This window comes from Paenibacillus violae (assembly GCF_032461945.1).
GTDB classification, from domain to species: Bacteria; Bacillota; Bacilli; order Paenibacillales; family NBRC-103111; genus Paenibacillus_E; species Paenibacillus_E violae.
On the sequence record NZ_JAWCUD010000009.1, the window covers coordinates 145,993 to 163,518 of the forward strand.

Annotated in this window: 15 protein-coding genes; 4 read left to right on the forward strand and 11 right to left on the reverse strand. The window is 45.0% G+C overall.

The window, feature by feature from the left end:
- Position 1: 1 nt before the first annotated feature.
- Positions 2 to 1,366, reverse strand: coding sequence for an ABC transporter substrate-binding protein (locus RQP52_RS23780; RefSeq protein ID WP_315954155.1), 1,365 nt, complete (start codon positions 1,364 to 1,366; stop codon positions 2 to 4).
- Positions 1,367 to 1,735: 369 nt separating this feature from the next.
- Here RQP52_RS23780 and RQP52_RS23785 point away from each other — a divergent pair, with 369 nt between their 5' ends.
- On the forward strand, positions 1,736 to 1,870 hold the full coding sequence (locus tag RQP52_RS23785) for a hypothetical protein (protein ID WP_258567649.1): 135 nt from the start codon (positions 1,736 to 1,738) through the stop codon (positions 1,868 to 1,870).
- A gap of 158 nt (positions 1,871 to 2,028) precedes the next feature.
- Here RQP52_RS23785 and RQP52_RS23790 read toward each other — a convergent pair whose 3' ends face one another.
- From RQP52_RS23790 to RQP52_RS23820, 7 genes are all read right to left on the reverse strand, one after another.
- Entirely contained in the window at positions 2,029 to 3,474 is a 1,446-nt protein-coding gene (locus tag RQP52_RS23790) for a L,D-transpeptidase (RefSeq protein WP_455430406.1), read from the reverse strand.
- A 235-nt stretch (positions 3,475 to 3,709) separates the two neighbouring features.
- The gene (locus RQP52_RS23795) at positions 3,710 to 5,329 is read right to left on the reverse strand and encodes a stalk domain-containing protein (protein WP_315954157.1); all 1,620 of its coding nucleotides are present in this window, start codon (positions 5,327 to 5,329) and stop codon (positions 3,710 to 3,712) included.
- Positions 5,330 to 5,352: 23 nt separating this feature from the next.
- Positions 5,353 to 7,152, reverse strand: a complete 1,800-nt coding sequence (locus RQP52_RS23800) for a FecR family protein (protein ID WP_315954321.1) — start codon at positions 7,150 to 7,152, stop codon at positions 5,353 to 5,355.
- A 32-nt stretch (positions 7,153 to 7,184) separates the two neighbouring features.
- Positions 7,185 to 9,032, reverse strand: a complete 1,848-nt coding sequence (locus tag RQP52_RS23805) for an adenylate/guanylate cyclase domain-containing protein (RefSeq protein ID WP_315954158.1) — start codon at positions 9,030 to 9,032, stop codon at positions 7,185 to 7,187.
- 164 nt (positions 9,033 to 9,196) lie between these two features.
- Positions 9,197 to 9,430 carry a ferredoxin gene (locus RQP52_RS23810; RefSeq protein ID WP_127454548.1) on the reverse strand — a complete coding sequence of 78 codons (234 nt, stop codon included), beginning with the start codon at positions 9,428 to 9,430 and terminating at the stop codon, positions 9,197 to 9,199.
- Between the two features lie 66 nt (positions 9,431 to 9,496).
- Complete coding sequence (gene mobB / locus RQP52_RS23815; protein WP_315954159.1) at positions 9,497 to 10,003, reverse strand: molybdopterin-guanine dinucleotide biosynthesis protein B; 507 nt, start codon at positions 10,001 to 10,003, stop codon at positions 9,497 to 9,499.
- 7 nt (positions 10,004 to 10,010) lie between these two features.
- On the reverse strand, positions 10,011 to 11,312 hold the full coding sequence (locus RQP52_RS23820) for a DNA polymerase IV (protein ID WP_315954160.1): 1,302 nt from the start codon (positions 11,310 to 11,312) through the stop codon (positions 10,011 to 10,013).
- Between the two features lie 213 nt (positions 11,313 to 11,525).
- Between RQP52_RS23820 and cimA the strand changes: the two genes are divergently transcribed.
- Positions 11,526 to 13,145: a citramalate synthase gene (gene cimA, locus RQP52_RS23825; protein ID WP_315954161.1), complete on the forward strand. Its 1,620-nt coding sequence runs from the start codon at positions 11,526 to 11,528 to the stop codon at positions 13,143 to 13,145.
- Positions 13,146 to 13,205: 60 nt separating this feature from the next.
- Here cimA and RQP52_RS23830 read toward each other — a convergent pair whose 3' ends face one another.
- Positions 13,206 to 13,739, reverse strand: coding sequence for a TlpA family protein disulfide reductase (locus RQP52_RS23830; RefSeq protein ID WP_315954162.1), 534 nt, complete (start codon positions 13,737 to 13,739; stop codon positions 13,206 to 13,208).
- A 134-nt stretch (positions 13,740 to 13,873) separates the two neighbouring features.
- On the opposite strand from RQP52_RS23830, the gene RQP52_RS23835 reads away from it, so the two are divergent.
- Both RQP52_RS23835 and RQP52_RS23840 read left to right on the forward strand, forming a co-directional pair.
- Complete coding sequence (locus RQP52_RS23835; RefSeq protein WP_315954163.1) at positions 13,874 to 15,193, forward strand: MFS transporter; 1,320 nt, start codon at positions 13,874 to 13,876, stop codon at positions 15,191 to 15,193.
- Between the two features lie 44 nt (positions 15,194 to 15,237).
- Complete coding sequence (locus RQP52_RS23840) at positions 15,238 to 15,663, forward strand: M67 family metallopeptidase (protein ID WP_315954164.1); 426 nt, start codon at positions 15,238 to 15,240, stop codon at positions 15,661 to 15,663.
- On the opposite strand, the gene RQP52_RS23845 is transcribed toward RQP52_RS23840, so the two are convergent.
- A complete protein-coding gene (locus tag RQP52_RS23845; protein ID WP_127454562.1) occupies positions 15,657 to 16,391 on the reverse strand; it encodes an exonuclease domain-containing protein in 735 nt (244 codons plus the stop codon). The genes RQP52_RS23840 and RQP52_RS23845 overlap by 7 nt on opposite strands.
- A gap of 44 nt (positions 16,392 to 16,435) precedes the next feature.
- Positions 16,436 to 17,518 carry a DUF294 nucleotidyltransferase-like domain-containing protein gene (locus RQP52_RS23850; RefSeq protein ID WP_315954165.1) on the reverse strand — a complete coding sequence of 361 codons (1,083 nt, stop codon included), beginning with the start codon at positions 17,516 to 17,518 and terminating at the stop codon, positions 16,436 to 16,438.
- Between the last annotated feature and the right edge of the window lie 8 nt (positions 17,519 to 17,526).

Genomic DNA, 17,526 nt, shown 5'->3' on the forward strand with positions numbered 1-17,526 from the left:
GCTATTTCTTCTGCTTAGCGACGACATCCGTTACACGTTTTACCCACTCTTCTGGGGTAATGGTTCCGATTGTCAAAGCAACACTCGCATCTTGCATAGCTTTGTCAACGTCTGCTGCGAAGGAAACCGTAGGTACGACCACTGTGTCCGGTGAGGACAAGAATTTGGCAGCGTCTTTCACGAAGTTAGGTGCTTTGGAGGAAGAGATATCACCTTTAACGTTAGAAGGAGCACCGCTTAGCTCAGCCCATTGGGAAGCTTGCGTTTTGGAGAATACGAACTGCATGAATGCTTTTGCAGCATCTTTGTTTTTCGCTTTTTTCGCGATGGCAAATGTCGCTGTGGACGTGTTCGCTACCACTTTTCCACCTTTATCTTGCGTGATGGAAGGGATGAATCCGAAGTCGAAGGAAGCTGGAACGTCTTTCGCCATTTCGTTCGGCAGCCATAGGCCGTTCGGAATGAAAGCGTCTTTGTGCTGCAGGAACAAGGATTGGGAATCCGTGTGATTGATTTGAACGGATGCTTTATCGATGAATCCTTTATCACGCAATTGAACTATTTTGTTCAAACCTTTGATGATGGCAGGGTTTTTCCAAGCTTCAAGATTGTTTGTGGACATGTCTTGCAACAATTTGTAGTCATTGTTATTAGCAGATACGATTGCAGGGAATAGTACAGCACCATTGATGTAGTAAGGGTATTTACCCGTGTGAATGAAAGGATTAATGCCTGCGGCTTTAATTTTCTCGCTTACAGCCAGGAAATCTTCAAAGTCTTTTGGCTCAGCCCAAGCCTTTTCTTTGAATAGGGCTTTATCGTAGAAAATACCCCATGAGCTCATAACGAAAGGAACGTTATAGATTTTGCCATCAAACTCTTGTGGCTTTTGAGCAAGCAAATCAATAATTTTATCGCCATCAACGTTTTTCGCGTTTTTGATCCAATCGGTCAAATCTTCAAGTTGACCATCTGTCACCATTTGGCGATCGAACAATTCAGGTCCGTCGATATATACGAAATCAGGTGGGTTCCCAGCGATCCAACGGGGTTTCATTTGTTCGTTGATTTTTGGGCCCGCACTTTCTTTAATTTTCAAATCTGGATTTGCCGCTTGGAAATCAGCAATAACTTTCTTCCACCATTTGTCGCCGTATCCGCCAACAAAGTATTGGATTTCAAAATCACCTGTCAATTTTTTTGCAGCTGCCGCAGTTGGCGCAGCACTTGCAGCAGCTGTGGCTGCGGGTGCCGTTGATGCAGCGGGTTTTGTCGTTTCTGCCGGAGCAGCGGTTTTACCACACCCTGCTGCTACAAGTACCATAGATGCAGCAAGGCCCATTGTTGTCCATTTTTTCATGTTCATGTGTTCATCTTCTCCCTTTTTTAATAAATCTGTTTGGTTATTTTGGAGTAGCGAATTCCCGTTGTCCTGTCCATCCGACGTTTGTACGACCAACCCCTTTCAGCAAGCAATTATTGAAAAAAAATAAAAGGGCATAGTTATAGAAGAAGACTTGCATTCTTCTAATAACTAATGCCCTTACGGTAACATGTTATTAAAACTAACATATTCAGTTGTTTTTACTGTTTCGTGTGATTAAATCTTACAATATAATGACATAATCGTCAATACATGTTTCAAAAATTTCCTTGTGACTACTATATTCTATGATAGACCCATCTTGTGATATGATAGATCATATCGTTTAATCCTAAGTAAAGGGTGATTCCTATGTCCAAACGTAAACCAACAGCCGTTAATCGAAGAGTCAAAGAGGAAGTCAATAAGAAAGCCATCATTTGGACAGGCGCCATTTTGCTTGTTGTCATTATCGGCATGACATTACTGCTCATTTTGGACAAATGATTACAACTGAAATGATTGAATTTATCACATTTTGAATTGTAATCGCTTTCTTGATGATTGTCAATACAAATCCTACGCTGCTTGTATGAGCAGCAAATAACCCCGTCTGAATCAGATTCAGACGGGGTTTACTACGATCATTTATAACGCTGACAGGGTTAATCCAACCACTTATACTTCTTGCCTGGATTGCTGTCATTTGTCTGCAGCGGCAGCCCGAAGGATTGATTCGGCTTCCCTCTTCCGGCACCACTGCCAGGGGACCCTGACCCTGACCCTTCACCTGATCCCAGCTCAGGCAATATCCCCTTGCCAATCGTCACTTTCGTTTGATGTGTCACCATGTCATAGAGCTCTTCAACGTCCGCCTGCAGCATCCGAACACAACCGTGCGACTCATCTTTGCCGATGCTGGAAGGCTTGTTCGTCCCGTGAATAGCATACAGCGTATCGGATAACGTCATACCTCGACTCCCGAATTCACCATTCGATTTGCCGTTCGGATTGCGCACCTTTTCGCTAATGATAAAATCACCCTGCGGCGTTTTCTCGCCGCCTAACCCGACAGGATAACTTCGAATGATCTTATCTCCGCTAACTAAGGCAAGAAGATGCTTATCTGTGTCAATCATAATGCTGAGCGGTTCACGCAAAGGGTCGCTTGACGTTTTAGGCTGCGAGCTGCTCGGCATAGTCGCCTCTTTGCTCTCTGGGCTAGGCTGAGCTCCTTCCTCCGCTTGCTTCGTCCCCTGAGCCTGCCCTGGTGTGGCAGGGTTGGCTTTTAGCATCTTGAGCGTTTGCGGAAAAATCTCCTTCATCTCCGGCGTAAGCCCCGGGAGCAAATTATCCGGGTAGGGCTTGGATAGCTGATCAGGCGCCTCAGGCAGCGAACCCGTTTTCGCTTGATAAGCCTTCATCGCGCTCTGCAGCACTATTGCCTGTTCACGATCCCGCATCCATTGCTCAATAACAGGAACAAGCGCTGAGCTATCAGCAACTTGGCATGAGCAAATTTGCGACTGATAGTACTTCAGAGCAGACGAACTCCCGCCTCCACCTTCAGTCGTAACACTTAATAGCGGACTCACTGATCTGTTCCACTCGATCCATTTGCCATCTGCACTTCGCGGCGCTTGCATAATAACCGCTTCTCCGGCGCTCAAACTGGAAGAAACAAGGACCTGCTGAAGCTTTCTCCCCCAATCCCCTTCGGAGAAATATAACTTCGTCCCTGGCCCTGGCACTTCGCCTTGCATTTGAGCGGATTGCACCTCAGCGTGAGCATTCACGTTTTTTCCAGGTGCTGTCTTTGCAGCTTCAATGGGCATACCGCCATTCGCAGAGTCTATCGCGGCTGGAACTGCCAACAGCAGCAAAAGAACCAATAGCGGCATCCACTTCCCTTTGTTCCTCACACGGTTCGAAATCTCCGCCCCCTTAGTGTTCCCGGAAACGGTAGATGGGTCAGAAGGAAGCGGTCCTTCAATCGTTATTTTTTGACGCTCAAAAGCCTCATATATCTCACCAGACTGCGCAAAACAATAGGCTGCCTTGCCTTCTTTCCCTTGCGCAGCGTATTCTCGTCCCAATAAATACCAAGCCATTTTATGATCAGGATGCTCTTTGACATATTTCTTAAGATACAGCGGATCTTCGATCGGATTATGTTGGAAGAATCGTTCCAACTGATCTTGGCGATGATTATTTTTCACCCCGGATACCTCCCCCGCACGAATTTCGAGACTAACTCTCTCAAATTTATCGGCAGATGAAGCTTGGAGTTGAAGCTTAAAATAAAACGAGCCCAACAAGGTTCCCCTCGGCAGGCTCGCTTAGTTCTTATTTCACAAATGATTTTGTGCGTAAAATTGCTGTTTGCGTCGCTTCATCCCACTGCACATCCAACCCGATCTGTTCTGCAAAGAAACGAATCGGCACATACGTCCTGTCCTGCTTCACATAAGGCGACACATCCGTTGATTGCTTCACATCCGCTTGTCCCGCTTGTTTAAGCACAACGCCCGTTTCACCAATGGTTAACTCCACAGTCGTGTTGCCTTTACTTAACTGTACAATTTTTTTGCCTGCTTGTTCCGCATACTTGACTTCGAAACCAAATGTTTCACTGATTGCTCGAACCGGAACCATCGTCCGTCCATCCTGAAGTTCAGGCTGAGCATCGAAAGCAATCACTTTATCGTCATGTACGACCTTAATACCTTGGCTGGCTAAATTTGCAGGTAAATGATACGGCGTTATTTTACGGATTTTGTTGTTCGAAGCATCTGCAACGATCATATTTCCTTGAGCCGTTACAGTGACGTCACTAGGATTATAAAATTTAGCTGCCCGCTCAACCCCATCTGTCTCACCTGTTTGCGCCGTACCGGAAATGGTTGTCACCTTACCGTCCAACAAATAACGAATCACATGATTTAAGCTGTCTGCAATCAGAACTCCACCTTCTGAAGTCACAGTGAGTCCTTTCGGAAAATCAAACTTAGCTTTTAACGCTTCGCCATCGGCGTAGTCCCCGCCTGCATACAGCTCATTTTTTCCATAAATTGTATTGTTGCTTAATAATGCCGTAGATCCAGCCACCGTCTTCACGGTGCCAGCTTGCAAATCGATATAACGCACGCGTTGATTGCCTGTGTCGCTCACATACAGATTTCCTTTGCTGTCCAGAGCAAGGCCGGAAGGCTCATTGAACTTTGCTTCAGTTAAACTACCATCTTGGTACTCACCAGCAAATGACGCCTCTCCAGGATGAATCAGAATTGCACGAGTAGAAGCTGCATTCAGTGTTGAAACCGTGCCGTCTGTTTCAATTTTACGAATCACATGATTCAGCGAATCCGCTACGTATACAATCCCATCATCCGTTACCGCAACATCACTCGGATGATAGAAACTCGCGTCCGCTCCTTTGCCATCCTTTTTACCCGGAACACCATTTCCCGCAAGCGTTGTAACTTGACCGTTCGTGTCCACTTTACGAACCGCGTTATTCGCAGAGTCGGCTACATACACATTCCCCTTGCCGTCAACGGCCAACCCTGACGGCGCATTAAAAAATGCTTCAGAGTCCTTGCCATCTAGGAGTCCTCCCGTTGGAAATCCTTGGCTGTTCGTAGTAACTACAACCTCTGGTCCTGCGAACGTCGTGACTTTGCCTCCCGATACCTTACGAATAAGATGATTGCGAGTATCTGCAATCAGAATGCTGCCGTCAGGCAGTTGAAGAACACTGCCCGGGGCACGGAATCCGGCACTTAAGGCATCGCCGTTCACATCTTCAAAATCCCCAATTCCAGCGAACGTCGTAACATCCGCTAGAATTTGGCCAGTGCTTGAACGCAGCGCATCTGCAGACAAACCCGCCGCCCACGCGGACGAACCTCCTAGTAAAGTCGCAGCCGTAAACGTGGAAATAAGGATATATTTTAAGGGTTTCATAGGTTTCTCCTTTAATAATTCGATTAAACACCCGCAGGGAGATCTAAAGTTACCGGTTGAATGCTCGATTCGACAATGGGGATGGTTTGAACGGACGTGCCATTTTTCCGTACAATGACGATTTTCCCAACACTAACTTCTTGATGTCCATGACCATGCAAAGGAATTGTCACTAGCTTTTGAATATCAGAAACCTTGATATTGCCAGCATCCCCATAGCCCGTGACCGTGTAAAGCAGTTCTTTTTGACCATTGCCTTGATATTCTTTGATATGTTCGACATAATTGGTACTGCTTTCCCGCCCAAAAACGGTTCCATTGACAGGAGGCATGTCATCACTGTAATAAGTATTTGCGCCATAGAACAGGTGGACTTCTACGCCATAAATATCATTAGATTCAACGAAATTTTTCAAATTAATATCCAGGTTGTAAGTATTCGGATTTGAACTTGTCTCGTTTAATGTCGCTGTTAAATTCACAGCCGGCACTGGCGTATTAGGCGTTCCTGGATCAGGATTACCTGGATTTGTATTCCCGCCAGAGCTGCCTCCGGAATTCGAATCTCCGACGGTCGGTGGTGTTACCGGCGGCTTAACAGTTTCCGACGCCTTCAACTTCGCTAATGCATCCGCTTTAGCCTTTTCCTCGGCGGCTTTCGTAGCTGCCTCTAGCTTTTTCTTCTGCTCTTCCAGCAGTTTAAGCTGCGCCTCCAGCTGCTTCTTCAGCTCAGCTTGCTTTTTTTCCTGTTCAAGCTTCTTTTTCAATTTCTCAGCTTCAAGCTTCTTCAAAAGCTCTTGCTTTTGTTTCTCTTTTTCAGCATCTACACCCGCTGTTTTATCTAAATCCTTCACTTTGCTTAAATCTAATTTCTTGTTTTCCTCAGAAATCTTTTTATTGGCCTCTGCAATCACTTTATCCATTGCAAATTGATCCAGTTTCTTTTCAGCCAGTGCTTTTTTCGCAATATTTCCGATTAAATTATCGAAATTTTGTTTCACTTTATCGAGCTCATCCGTGCTTTTCACGACTAAATTCTCATCATCGGTTACATTGCCTTCGGCAAGCTCTTTTGCTTTTTTGGCAATGAAATCCTCATTTTCTTTATCGATTTCCGCTTTGTTCAGAATGAACTCTTTGATAACTTCAGGCGATGCCTGCTTTACGAAATCATCCAGATCGAGGAAATCCACTTTCAATGCCAAATCCTCAGTTTCACCTCTGCCATCAAGTGAAATTTGTTGCGTTGGATACAAGTAGGTAACAGCTGTTTTCTGCTCCGAATCCTCGCCCGTTGTTACCGTAGAAGCAGATACTTTACCTGCCCCAACCGCCATTTTGATGGCACCTGTTACCGGATCAACCATCACAAAAAACTGCGTTCCCCGAACACCCATGACGGCAGTTGGCGTTTCAACTTCAAATTCATCATTGGAACCAGCTAATGATTTCACTTTGACCCACAAGGAACCTGCCCATACTTTGAGCTTGGACTTCTTGTTTCCATCCGAAGTGTTGAGGTCGGACACATTGATTTCCGCATTTTCCCCCAAGGTTACATCCGCATCTCCATTGCTTAAATTAAGCGTTACAGATGAGCTCGCACCCGTATAAACCGTATCCCCTTGATTTAAACTCATACTCTCATAAACATCGTATGTTTTGGAGCCTCCGCCTTTTTTGACAGTTACTTCTCCAGATAATGCCGATACCACTGCTACCCTAACGGTTTTAGCGTCTACAGGCTTAACAAGCAGCACGGAGATCAAACTAAATATCAAACTTAAGCTTAAACATAATGAGACAAATGATTTCTTGGACATCCCCACATTAGCTTCCTCCCTAGTTTCCAACTTTACAGATTCCCGATTACTTCATATACCGCTACGGGTTTTTCTTTCCCTTTTACTTTGATTTCACCGATAGACGCAATTTCAAAAAGGTCTTTGACCCGCTCATACGTCTGCTCGCTAATGAGAATTTGCCCTGGCTTTGCATTCGATTCCAGACGTGCCGACAAATTCACGGTATCTCCGATAGCCGTATAGTCCAAACGAAGATCTTCGGAGCCAATGTTCCCGACTACAGCAGGTCCGCTATTGATTCCCAGACCGAATTTCACGCCGATCCCGTATTTCTCAATCAATTTCTGTTCAAGCACATTCGCCTGCGACTTCATTTCAATCGCTGCGCGAACAGCCATTTCCGGGTGATTGTCATATTCAATAGGTGCACCGAACATAGCCATAACACCATCACCTATGAACTTATCAAGCGTTCCATTGAATTTAAAAATCGCTTTCGTACATACATCCAAATATTCGTTCAAAACTTGAATGACTTGTTCGGGCTCCAACCGCTCTGACATTGGCGTAAACCCGCGAATATCAACGAATATCAGAGATATATCCTTGCGGCTTCCCCCGAGCTTGACATCTTCTCCAGATTGCAACAGCTCGTCTACTACCGACTTTGAAACAAATCTGCCAAAGATCCCTGTTACCCGATTGCGCTCTTTGCGCTCATCCAGGTAATGACTTACCAATGACCATATGTATATCGTGACTAACGCAAATTGCGGATAAACGAGTGGTGCAAAAGTTGAACCCGCAATATAAAAGGCTAACCATACGCCTCCATAAACCACGAACAAACCAATGAAAATAAATAGTGCGGTTTTCCCTTTGAATCTCTCAAATAAGTAAATAGCTAGTAAGGAAATAAGTAGAATAAGACCAATTCCCACTGGTGTACTTGCATCTTTATAAAATTTGCTTTCCAACAAAGTTTGGATCATATTGGCATGGATTTCGATCCCAAACATTTTGACAGAACTGATCGGCGTAGGATATTCGTCCTGCATCGCTGTCACGAAAGGGCCCACCAATACAATACTGCCTTGCAGAGGCATAGGATTTTTGCTATTCAAAACATCCACAAATGACAGCATCTCGTAACCGGTAGTAGCATCTACCTTCTGTCTAGGCAGCGTGAAAAACTCCGTCGTTACTTGATTTCTTTCATTCGTCGGCAAAACGACACTGCCGCGTCTCCATTTCCCCGTCGCTTCATCTCTCTTCACCTTCTCATTGTCGTCAAGAACGAGATTGGCAAGGGCGACGCTGAAAGCTGGTATGAAAGTCCCATCCTCATCCGGCAATCCAACCGGAAGCTTTCGTGCTTTTCCATCTTTATCGACAAACACATTAATATGCGCCATCTGCTGCTTATTTGTGGTTAAGGTTGTCGTTGGGTAGTCAACTCTCTCAGGCACAAGATCTCCTGCTTGCTGCTGTTTGGAGGGGTAATTGATTTGAACGGGCAGGATAACATTATGATATTTGGCTAGCACGTCAGCCAATGCCTTATCGTCTGCGGGGTTTTTGGAAGGTTCAGCTAAGACCACGTCTATGCCGATTGCAGCTGCGCCGGATTGCTCCAGCTTTTCTATCAGTTGGGCGTAGGTCGTTCGGTCCCACGGGAATTTCCCAATTGCTTTTAACGATTTCTCGTCAATCTTGACGATTTTGATCCGATCCTCAGGTTGGCGTTCTTCCACTGATTTGGCCTTACGCAACACATCTTGAAGGGGACCCTCAATAAAATAAAATAACCCGCTCGAGTTTACCGTGTAGAAATATGTCGACAACAGCATCAACACAAGTCCTGCTGCCAACGTATTGATCCATTTCTTTTTACCCATAAGAGCCTCCCCATGCATACTAGCTTCATTGTAAGATGGAGGGAAACAATTGGCAATGAATTGTTACAAAAAAATACAAATTGTAGCAGAAAAAAAGCCCAGTTCCTTTACAGGAACCGAGCTTTTTCGACATATTGTGGAGCACGCCACAAGTTTGGTTATGATTAGTTAAAAGGTGAATCCGCAACTTTGATGGAATCAGTTGGGCAACCATCTTGTGCATCCTGTAGATCATCAAACAGATCTTCTGGGATTTCAGTTACCCCTTTGTTGCCATCTCCATCAAAAATCACTTCTGCCAAGCCCTCATCATCGTAATCATAGATGTCTGGTGCTGTAGCTCCGCAAGCGCCACAAGCAATACAAGTATCTTTATCAACGAATGTATACTTTGCCATAGTTTAACTCCTCCTCATTTTATCCTCATTGTAAAATATAATATAAATGAGGACAAAGTTCAAACCTTAAAATGGATCTGCCTTAAAATACCTTTCAACAAAGTCTGCGAGAGCAAAAATGTCATTCAAATCAAGCATGGGCAGGGGTGATATCCGAGAATCCAGCGTCTCCATATCCGTTGCAATCGCTACAGGCTCGTGTTCTAGAGCTTGAATAATTTCACTCTGCTCTATTGTACGAAAGACAGCGATCTTTGGATGCTTTTCCCGCTTAAATCCTTCAACAAAAACATAATCCATGTGAGCATAAGCATTGATTTGCTCTTGCAAGTCAGGCTCGCTTTTTTTCTCATAGACATGAATAGAATCAGTAGAGATTGTTACGACAGCTTCCGCACCGGACTGCACAAAAATCGTAGAATCTGTTCCGGATGCTTCCTTATAGTGTCCATGTGCATCATGTTTCAATACAGCGACCCGTTTGCCGCGGCGTTTCATTTCAATGACTAGTTTAGCAATCAGGGTCGTTTTGCCGCTGCCGGAATATCCGGCAAAACCGATACAATGTGCCATAGTTGCCTCACTTTTCCTCTTCCTTATGCAGCGGATTGTTCTTCAAATGATCCATCTGCAAGGAAGTTCCTCTTGACTTATGGTTTCTAATAAAAGCAGAAGGGTCGTCACTCATCATACCAGCCGTCAGAATCGCATTCTCTCCAAACTTATCTCGGAGTCCATCCATGATCTTATTTAAATTTTCGCGTTTTGGCTGCTTCTCGTAATCAAATAAATCAAGCTGCACGAACGTCTCTTCTTTGCTTGTTAGATTTTGCAAGGTAATCCCCAACAACCGGACAGGATTGCCATCCTCCCATTGATGATCATATAGTTGGCAGGAAGTTCTATAGATATCATCCATATGCTCCGTCGGCGTAGGCAAAGTAACGGATCTCGTAATCGTCCTCATGTCCGGATCACGGATAGTGATTTGGATCGTCGACGTCATCAGCTCCTGCTTCCGAAGCCTTCTAGCCACCTGATCTGCAAGATTCAAGAAAACGCGGTGAATCTCTTTTCTTTCTATATAGTCCCTAGGCAGCGTAGTCGTATGGCCGATAGATTTGCTTTGCTCTTGCTCGGGATTAACCGGCGAGTTATCGATCCCATTCGCCGAACGCTTTAGATGTGGGCCCATAACGCCAAAATGCTTGCTTAGCAGTAACTCGTCGCCTTCCGCCAGTTGACCCAGTGTAAAGATGCCGAGCTTTGTCAGCTTGTCCGCTGTCTTTTTGCCGATGCCATATAAATAGTTGCACGGTTTGTCCCATAAGACAGTAGGCACGTCCCGCAGGCGCAGAACAGAGATGCCATTCGGTTTTTTCATATCCGAGCCCATTTTAGCTAATAATTTATTTGGTGCAACGCCAATGGAACAGGGCAACTGCAGCTCATTCATAATCCTTTGCTGGATGGTACCGGCAATTTCAAGCGGGGTCCCGAATTGTTTGGATCCTGTAATGTCAACAAAACACTCGTCAATCGACATCGATTCGACCATGGGGGAATAGCTGTAGGCGATTTGCATAAACCGTCTTGAAAAGCTGCGATACAACTCAAAATCAGGACGGATAAGCATCAAATCAGGACATATTTTCAACGCTTGTCCAACCTGCATGCCTGTCTTAATCCCCATCGATCGAGCCGCATAAGAGGAAGTAACAATGATCCCTCTGCGGAGCTCGACGCTTCCTGCAACTGCGATGGGTTTACCTCTATATATTTCTGGCTCGACAGCCTCATGGACCGAACAATAGAATGCATTCATATCGATATGCAAAATAACTCTGCCTTGCTTGGGATAGTGATGCTCGACCGTCGTCATTTCACAACCCCTTCCATATTCAAAAAACTAGATGAAAGTCATTTTCAGCATACAAAAAAATATGGGTTCAAGCAAACGCATTTTTGAGTTATGATGTCATTACCCGTAATATTATGTTATAATCGTAAATTATACATTAGCGCTTTAAAGCAAGCATATTAACCTACACATACGTATCCAAGTCATTTTTGCTAGCTTTTGAAGGAGGAACCCATGCCAACATCAGTCAAAATCTTCGACACTACCTTACGAGACGGAACTCAAGGAGAAGGCATCAGCCTATCTGTTGAGGATAAAATTAAAATTGCCCGTAAGCTCGATGAGCTTGGGGTTCATTATATTGAAGGCGGATGGCCGGGCAGCAACAGCAAAGACATCGAATTCTTTGAGCGTGTCCGCGACATGAAGTTCACCAATGCCAAGATTACCGCCTTCGGAAGCACTAGGCGCAAAGATTCTCTTGCTTCAGATGACATTAATCTGAACAGACTTGTTGAGTCAGGTGCGCAGGTAGCAACCATCTTCGGGAAGTCATGGGACTTCCACGTGCATACGGCTATTCAAACGACGCTCGAAGAAAACTTGGCCATGATCTATGACTCCGTTCTTTTTTTGAAAAGCTCCGGATTAGAAGTCATTTATGATGCAGAGCATTTCTTTGACGGCTACAAAAACAACCCGGAATACGCTTTGCAAACGATCAAAAAAGCCCAAGAAGCCGGTGCAGACTGGATCGTATTATGTGATACCAATGGAGGTTCGCTTCCTGGTGAAGTAACCGCAATCGTGACGGCAGTGAAGCAGCATGTATCAACGCCTGTTGGCATCCATGCACATAACGATTGCGAGTTAGGTGTAGCCAACAGCCTTGCTGCCGTTCAAGCTGGTGCCGGACAGGTTCAAGGTACAATTAACGGCTACGGCGAACGCTGTGGGAATGCGAACTTGAGCTCGATTATCCCTAACCTTCAACTGAAGCTGGGATACCACGTTATCACTGAAGAACAATTGAAAACATTAACACCGGTTTCCAGGTATATCAGCGAAATTGCCAACATGCATATGCCGATCAACCAGCCTTATGTCGGCAACGCTGCTTTCGCCCACAAAGGTGGTATTCACGTATCTGCAATTCTTAAAGACGCAAGCACGTATGAGCACACGAAACCAGAGCTTGTCGGTAACAAACAGCGCGTCCTTGTCTCAGAACTTGCCGGCCAAAGCAATGTGCTTGTCAAAGCTCAAGAGCTGAACTTAGACTTCGATAAAGAGCATCAGAAAACCAAAGAAGTGATCGAGAAGATTAAAGATCTGGAACATCAAGGCTACCAGTTCGAGGGTGCTGATGCGACACTTGAGCTGCTGCTGCGTGAAGCATTTGAAGGGCTTGAAGAGATCTTCACTTTAGAATCATTTAAAATGCTTGTTGAGAAATCCGCGAACCAATCCGTCGTATCGGAAGCCATCGTTAAGGTTAAGGTGCATGGCGAAACAATCTACACCGCGGCTGAAGGAAACGGTCCCGTCAACGCTTTGGACAACGCTTTACGCAAAGCGCTAATCCAGTATTACCCGGATATTAAGAACATCCACCTATCCGATTATAAAGTTCGTGTCCTTGACGAGAAAGGCGCAACAGCCGGTAAAGTTCGTGTCTTGATGGAAACAACAGACTTTAACACCACCTGGAATACGCTAGGGGTGTCCAGCAACATCATCGAAGCCAGCTGGTATGCGCTAGTGGACAGCTTGCGTTATGCACTGATCAGTAGACAACGTGTTGAGCCCGCTAACAAAGAGCAGAACGAGCGACTTGGTTTGATCAATCACTAAGACTAACACACAGACAAAAGCTGCAAATTGGCCCTCTGAGGCTAACTTGCAGCTTTTTTGTCATCCCTTGATGAGACCCGCAATCTTCTTATCCAACTCTTTTGGCGAAAGCACGTGAATAACCTCACGGACGACGCCATTTTTGTCAATCAGAAAACTGGTTGGAATCGCAACAACCCGGTACGCATCCGCGTTCGTTCCCTGCTTATCTAACAGCACTGGGAAAGGATATTTATACGTTTCCACGAACTTTTTGATATTCTCCATTTTATCCCCAGGCGTCACATTCACCGCGTACAAATCAAACTGTCCTTGGTATTTGTTATATACATTCACCAGATCCGGCGCTTCTTCCTCACACGGACCACACCAGGATGCCCAAAAATTAACGAGCAAAGGCTTCTCGCGCGGACCACCAATCGTGTACGCCTTTCCATCAAGCCCAGTCAAGGTAAACGAAGGGGCAAGGAAATTCACCTGAGGCGCTTGTTCTGTCGGCATTAGGGTCTGTTTATTCTTATGCTGGGCGTTTTGATAGATAGCTATCCCGGCTAATACGACGACCAATACGATCACAAATACATTCTTCTTCAAAAATGTGTTCACCTCCATTGTCTATATTATCTCCAATTCAGCCTAATTTCCAACATCGGCAAATCAACAAAGTATGCTTTCCCCATTTAAGGGAAAAGTAAGTCTACCAATTGCTCTGAAAGGAATAATCAAAAGTGAACAAAGTTGCAACATCCAACCCCAGAACGAAAAACAGATTTAGCGACCATGCCAGCAACGGCTCGAACAACTCGTCAAACAACAAATCGAACAGCAAATCCAAGGATAAGTCAAGCAAAGGGTCCATATGGGAATATATTGCGTTAGCAACAATTCCTTTAGTTCTCGTCTTAGGGAATTCCATGCTAGTCCCCATTTTACCTGATCTACAGGAAAAAATGGGCATCTCCCGCTTCCAAAGCTCCCTTGTCATTACACTTTTCTCGATTGCAGCAGGCGTCATTATTCCGGTATCCGGCTATTTGTCAGACCGCTTTACACGGAAATCCGTCATCATTCCATCACTTATCGTGTATGGGGCAGCCGGTGTTCTGGCAGGCTTCGGGGCTGTTTGGCACTCTTACCCCATCCTAATCATCGCACGTGCCATACAAGGCCTTGGAGCGGCTGGTACAGCCCCTATAGCCATGGCATTAGTTGGCGATCTGTACAAAGGCGGAGACGCAAGTAAAGCACTAGGGCTCATAGAAGCTTCAAATGGAGCAGGCAAAGTGGTTAGTCCGATATTAGGCTCATTACTTGCCATGATAGTCTGGTTTGCCCCTTTTTTCGCGTTTCCGATCTTTTGTGTATTAGCTTTACTGGCTGTTATTTTCATGATTAAAGAACCTCCGAATGAGAAAAAAGCAGAGCCTCTAGGCACCTACTTAAAACAAATCAGAGATATTCTTCGAGAAAAAGGGCGTTGGCTTATCCCTGCTTTTTTCGCCGGGTCGATCACCTTATTCATTCTGTTCGGCGTTCTCTTTTATTTATCTCAAATCCTAGAGGAAAAACCCTACAGCATCGAGGGAGTCCGCAAAGGGCTCGTACTGGCCATTCCCTTGCTTTGCATGGTTATAACCTCGTACACAACCGGCGCCAAAATCAAACAAAATGGCACCTTGATGCGATGGCTAATGAATATCGGACTGATTTTGATGACAGTCTCCTTAACATTAGCGATCTTTCTCAATACGAACCTGTATGTGTTCATAGGACTTCTATCGCTCAGCGGTATAGGCACAGGACTCCTGCTACCCTGTTTAAACACCATGATCACCGGTTCCGTGGAACGCGATCAGCGTGGTATGATCACGTCTTTATACAATAGCCTTCGCTTTATCGGTGTGGCATTCGGTCCTCCATTATTCGGATGGCTCATGAATATGTCGCATAAAACCTTGTTCATAACAGTAGCCTCCATGGCTTTCCTGATGTTAGCACTCGTCTTTTTCTGTATCAAACCGAATGAAGAACTAAAAGGAAAAGCATGATATACTAGCCTCAATCTTAGTCGTATTTTAAGGTGGAGGCGCCAATGGCAGTATATTTCAAAAAAGAACTCTTCAATCAGCTGCTGCAATTCAGTCAGCAAAAGATGCCTGAGGAAGCATGCGGCCTCATTTTAGGCAAATCCACGAGCCCAAAAGAAGAGCTTCTAGCCTCTTCTTTTGTTCCCATGCGGAATTGCTCCACCAAGCCTCGAATTCATTTCGAGCTGGACCCGGCGGAGATGATTCCCTATCTAACAAATAGCCAAAACCCTGTAATTGGCTTATTCCACTCACACCCAACAGCTTCCGCGGTTCCTTCCGCCGCGGACCTCCAAACCCTTTGGCATACGATTCCTACTCATTGGATTCTGTCTTTGGCAAACCCAGACAACCCTGAGTTAATGGTTTATCAAATAAAAAAAGCCTCATTAACCAGTTATCACAAACTCGCGTTTGTAATCGGTCAATGATGGCTCAAGAGGGCGTACAGATCACCCAACGTATCGACATTTCTCGCTTTAATCTCTTCCATAAATCGAGACCACAGCTCTGCTGTCATCAAGGAATCCTCTAGGGCGTGATGACGCTGAGTAACAGGAATATCATAGGCATGAAGTAGAGAGTCTAAGCTTAAATTTTTTCTTTTTGGCATCAGCCACTTCGCAATCATCATCGTATCCAGCACACGATGAGACAAACTGACCTTGGAAGTTCGCCAAAGCGCAGAATTCAGAAAATTTTTATCATGCCCGGTTGCATGAGCTACCAAAATTCGCTGCTGCACAAATTCCAGAAAATCGCTCAAAACGCCGATCAATTCAGGCGCATCCGCTACCATTTCATTCGTAATCCCTGTTAATTCAACGATGTCTTCTGGAATTTTACGTTTCGGATTTACCATACTATAGAAGGTATGATCTCTCTGAACTTCACCGCCAATGACGGAGACGCCGCCAAACGAAATAATTTCATCGCCATTATAAGGAGAAAAACCTGTCGTTTCCAAATCAAAAACTACAATTTCCATCGAGTGCAGCGGTATTTCAAACAGGGAATCCTTCCGCTGTTCTTTTAACATGGAGCGAATAAAAGCCATCTGCTGGGCACTTTGCACATCAAACATAGAGGTTATAGCCGGTGTCAGCCCTCCCATTTTGTACAACTGCCACATACGTCCGCCAGGCCGCATATCTTTCATCCCAATCCACCTCTCCCACACAAGAAAAATGCAATCCGATCTTTCTAACCCTTTTCTCTCTCTATGTGTGAAACAATCGATCTTTTGACATACTTCTGCAATTCAATTCCGGCACGTAAACATTGTTTCAGTTCCAGTTTGACTTCCTTGGTTAATTGATCTGCCCCCAGCTTTCCTCTGGTTGTATACATGTCATGCTCTAATTGGAATGGTGTCAAATCCCTAAGCCTAAGCGCTACACCGAATGCCTCTGACCACTCATCTGCCAACTGATCTGGTATAAAACCACTTTCCTTTAGTAACTTTATCCTTTGCAACGTGGATGAGTGCATGATTCCCGCTCGAATAGCAAGCAGACGAATGCCGTTCACGATAGGAATATACGCACCATATTTGATATCAAAACCACCTGCATCTTCGCCGTACCTCTCCGTGATCAACTGCCCAAAAACGCCTAACGATATTTTGTGGTGGAGCGTATTCGATAATAAATCGTTCAGAATGCCCGAGTTCTCCCGAACATAGGTTGAAAACGTAACTTTCAGTTGATCGACCAAATTTTGCGATCCGTATATACACCGCATATCCGCCATGATGAGCAGATAACGAATATTTTCCCACTCTGGTTCCTGCAGCCATTCCAGCATCATTTGGGTATATTCTGTTAACGGCTTACGCCATTGTATATTGCTAGAAACAACATTACCTTCACACGGCGGGTATCCTAACGCGTCTAGACCTTTCAAGATGCAATCAACCAATTTAATGAAGTATTCTTCTACTTCTTCCTTTGGATGCTGATCGCTTTCCCCATATACAAGCCCGTTGTCCTGATCGCTCCAAAGGGTTTGTTCACTTCGCCCACCGCTTCCGTACAGGATAAAAGCATACGGCACAGGCGGTTTCCCAAAGCCTTCATCTTCTAAAATGTGTTCAGCAAGCTCGATCGTTCTCTGTATAAAAGCATCATGAACAGCGTTCACTTTTCGACCTAATTCAGGTGTATGAGAGAAAAGGAGATGCTCCCGAAACATCTCATGCACCTGATCTCTGGTTATTCGCATCTCATCGAACTGTTCCGATAGGTAGATGCGCTCCAGGATCTGTTCCATTGAGAGATGTTTCATGTTGCATC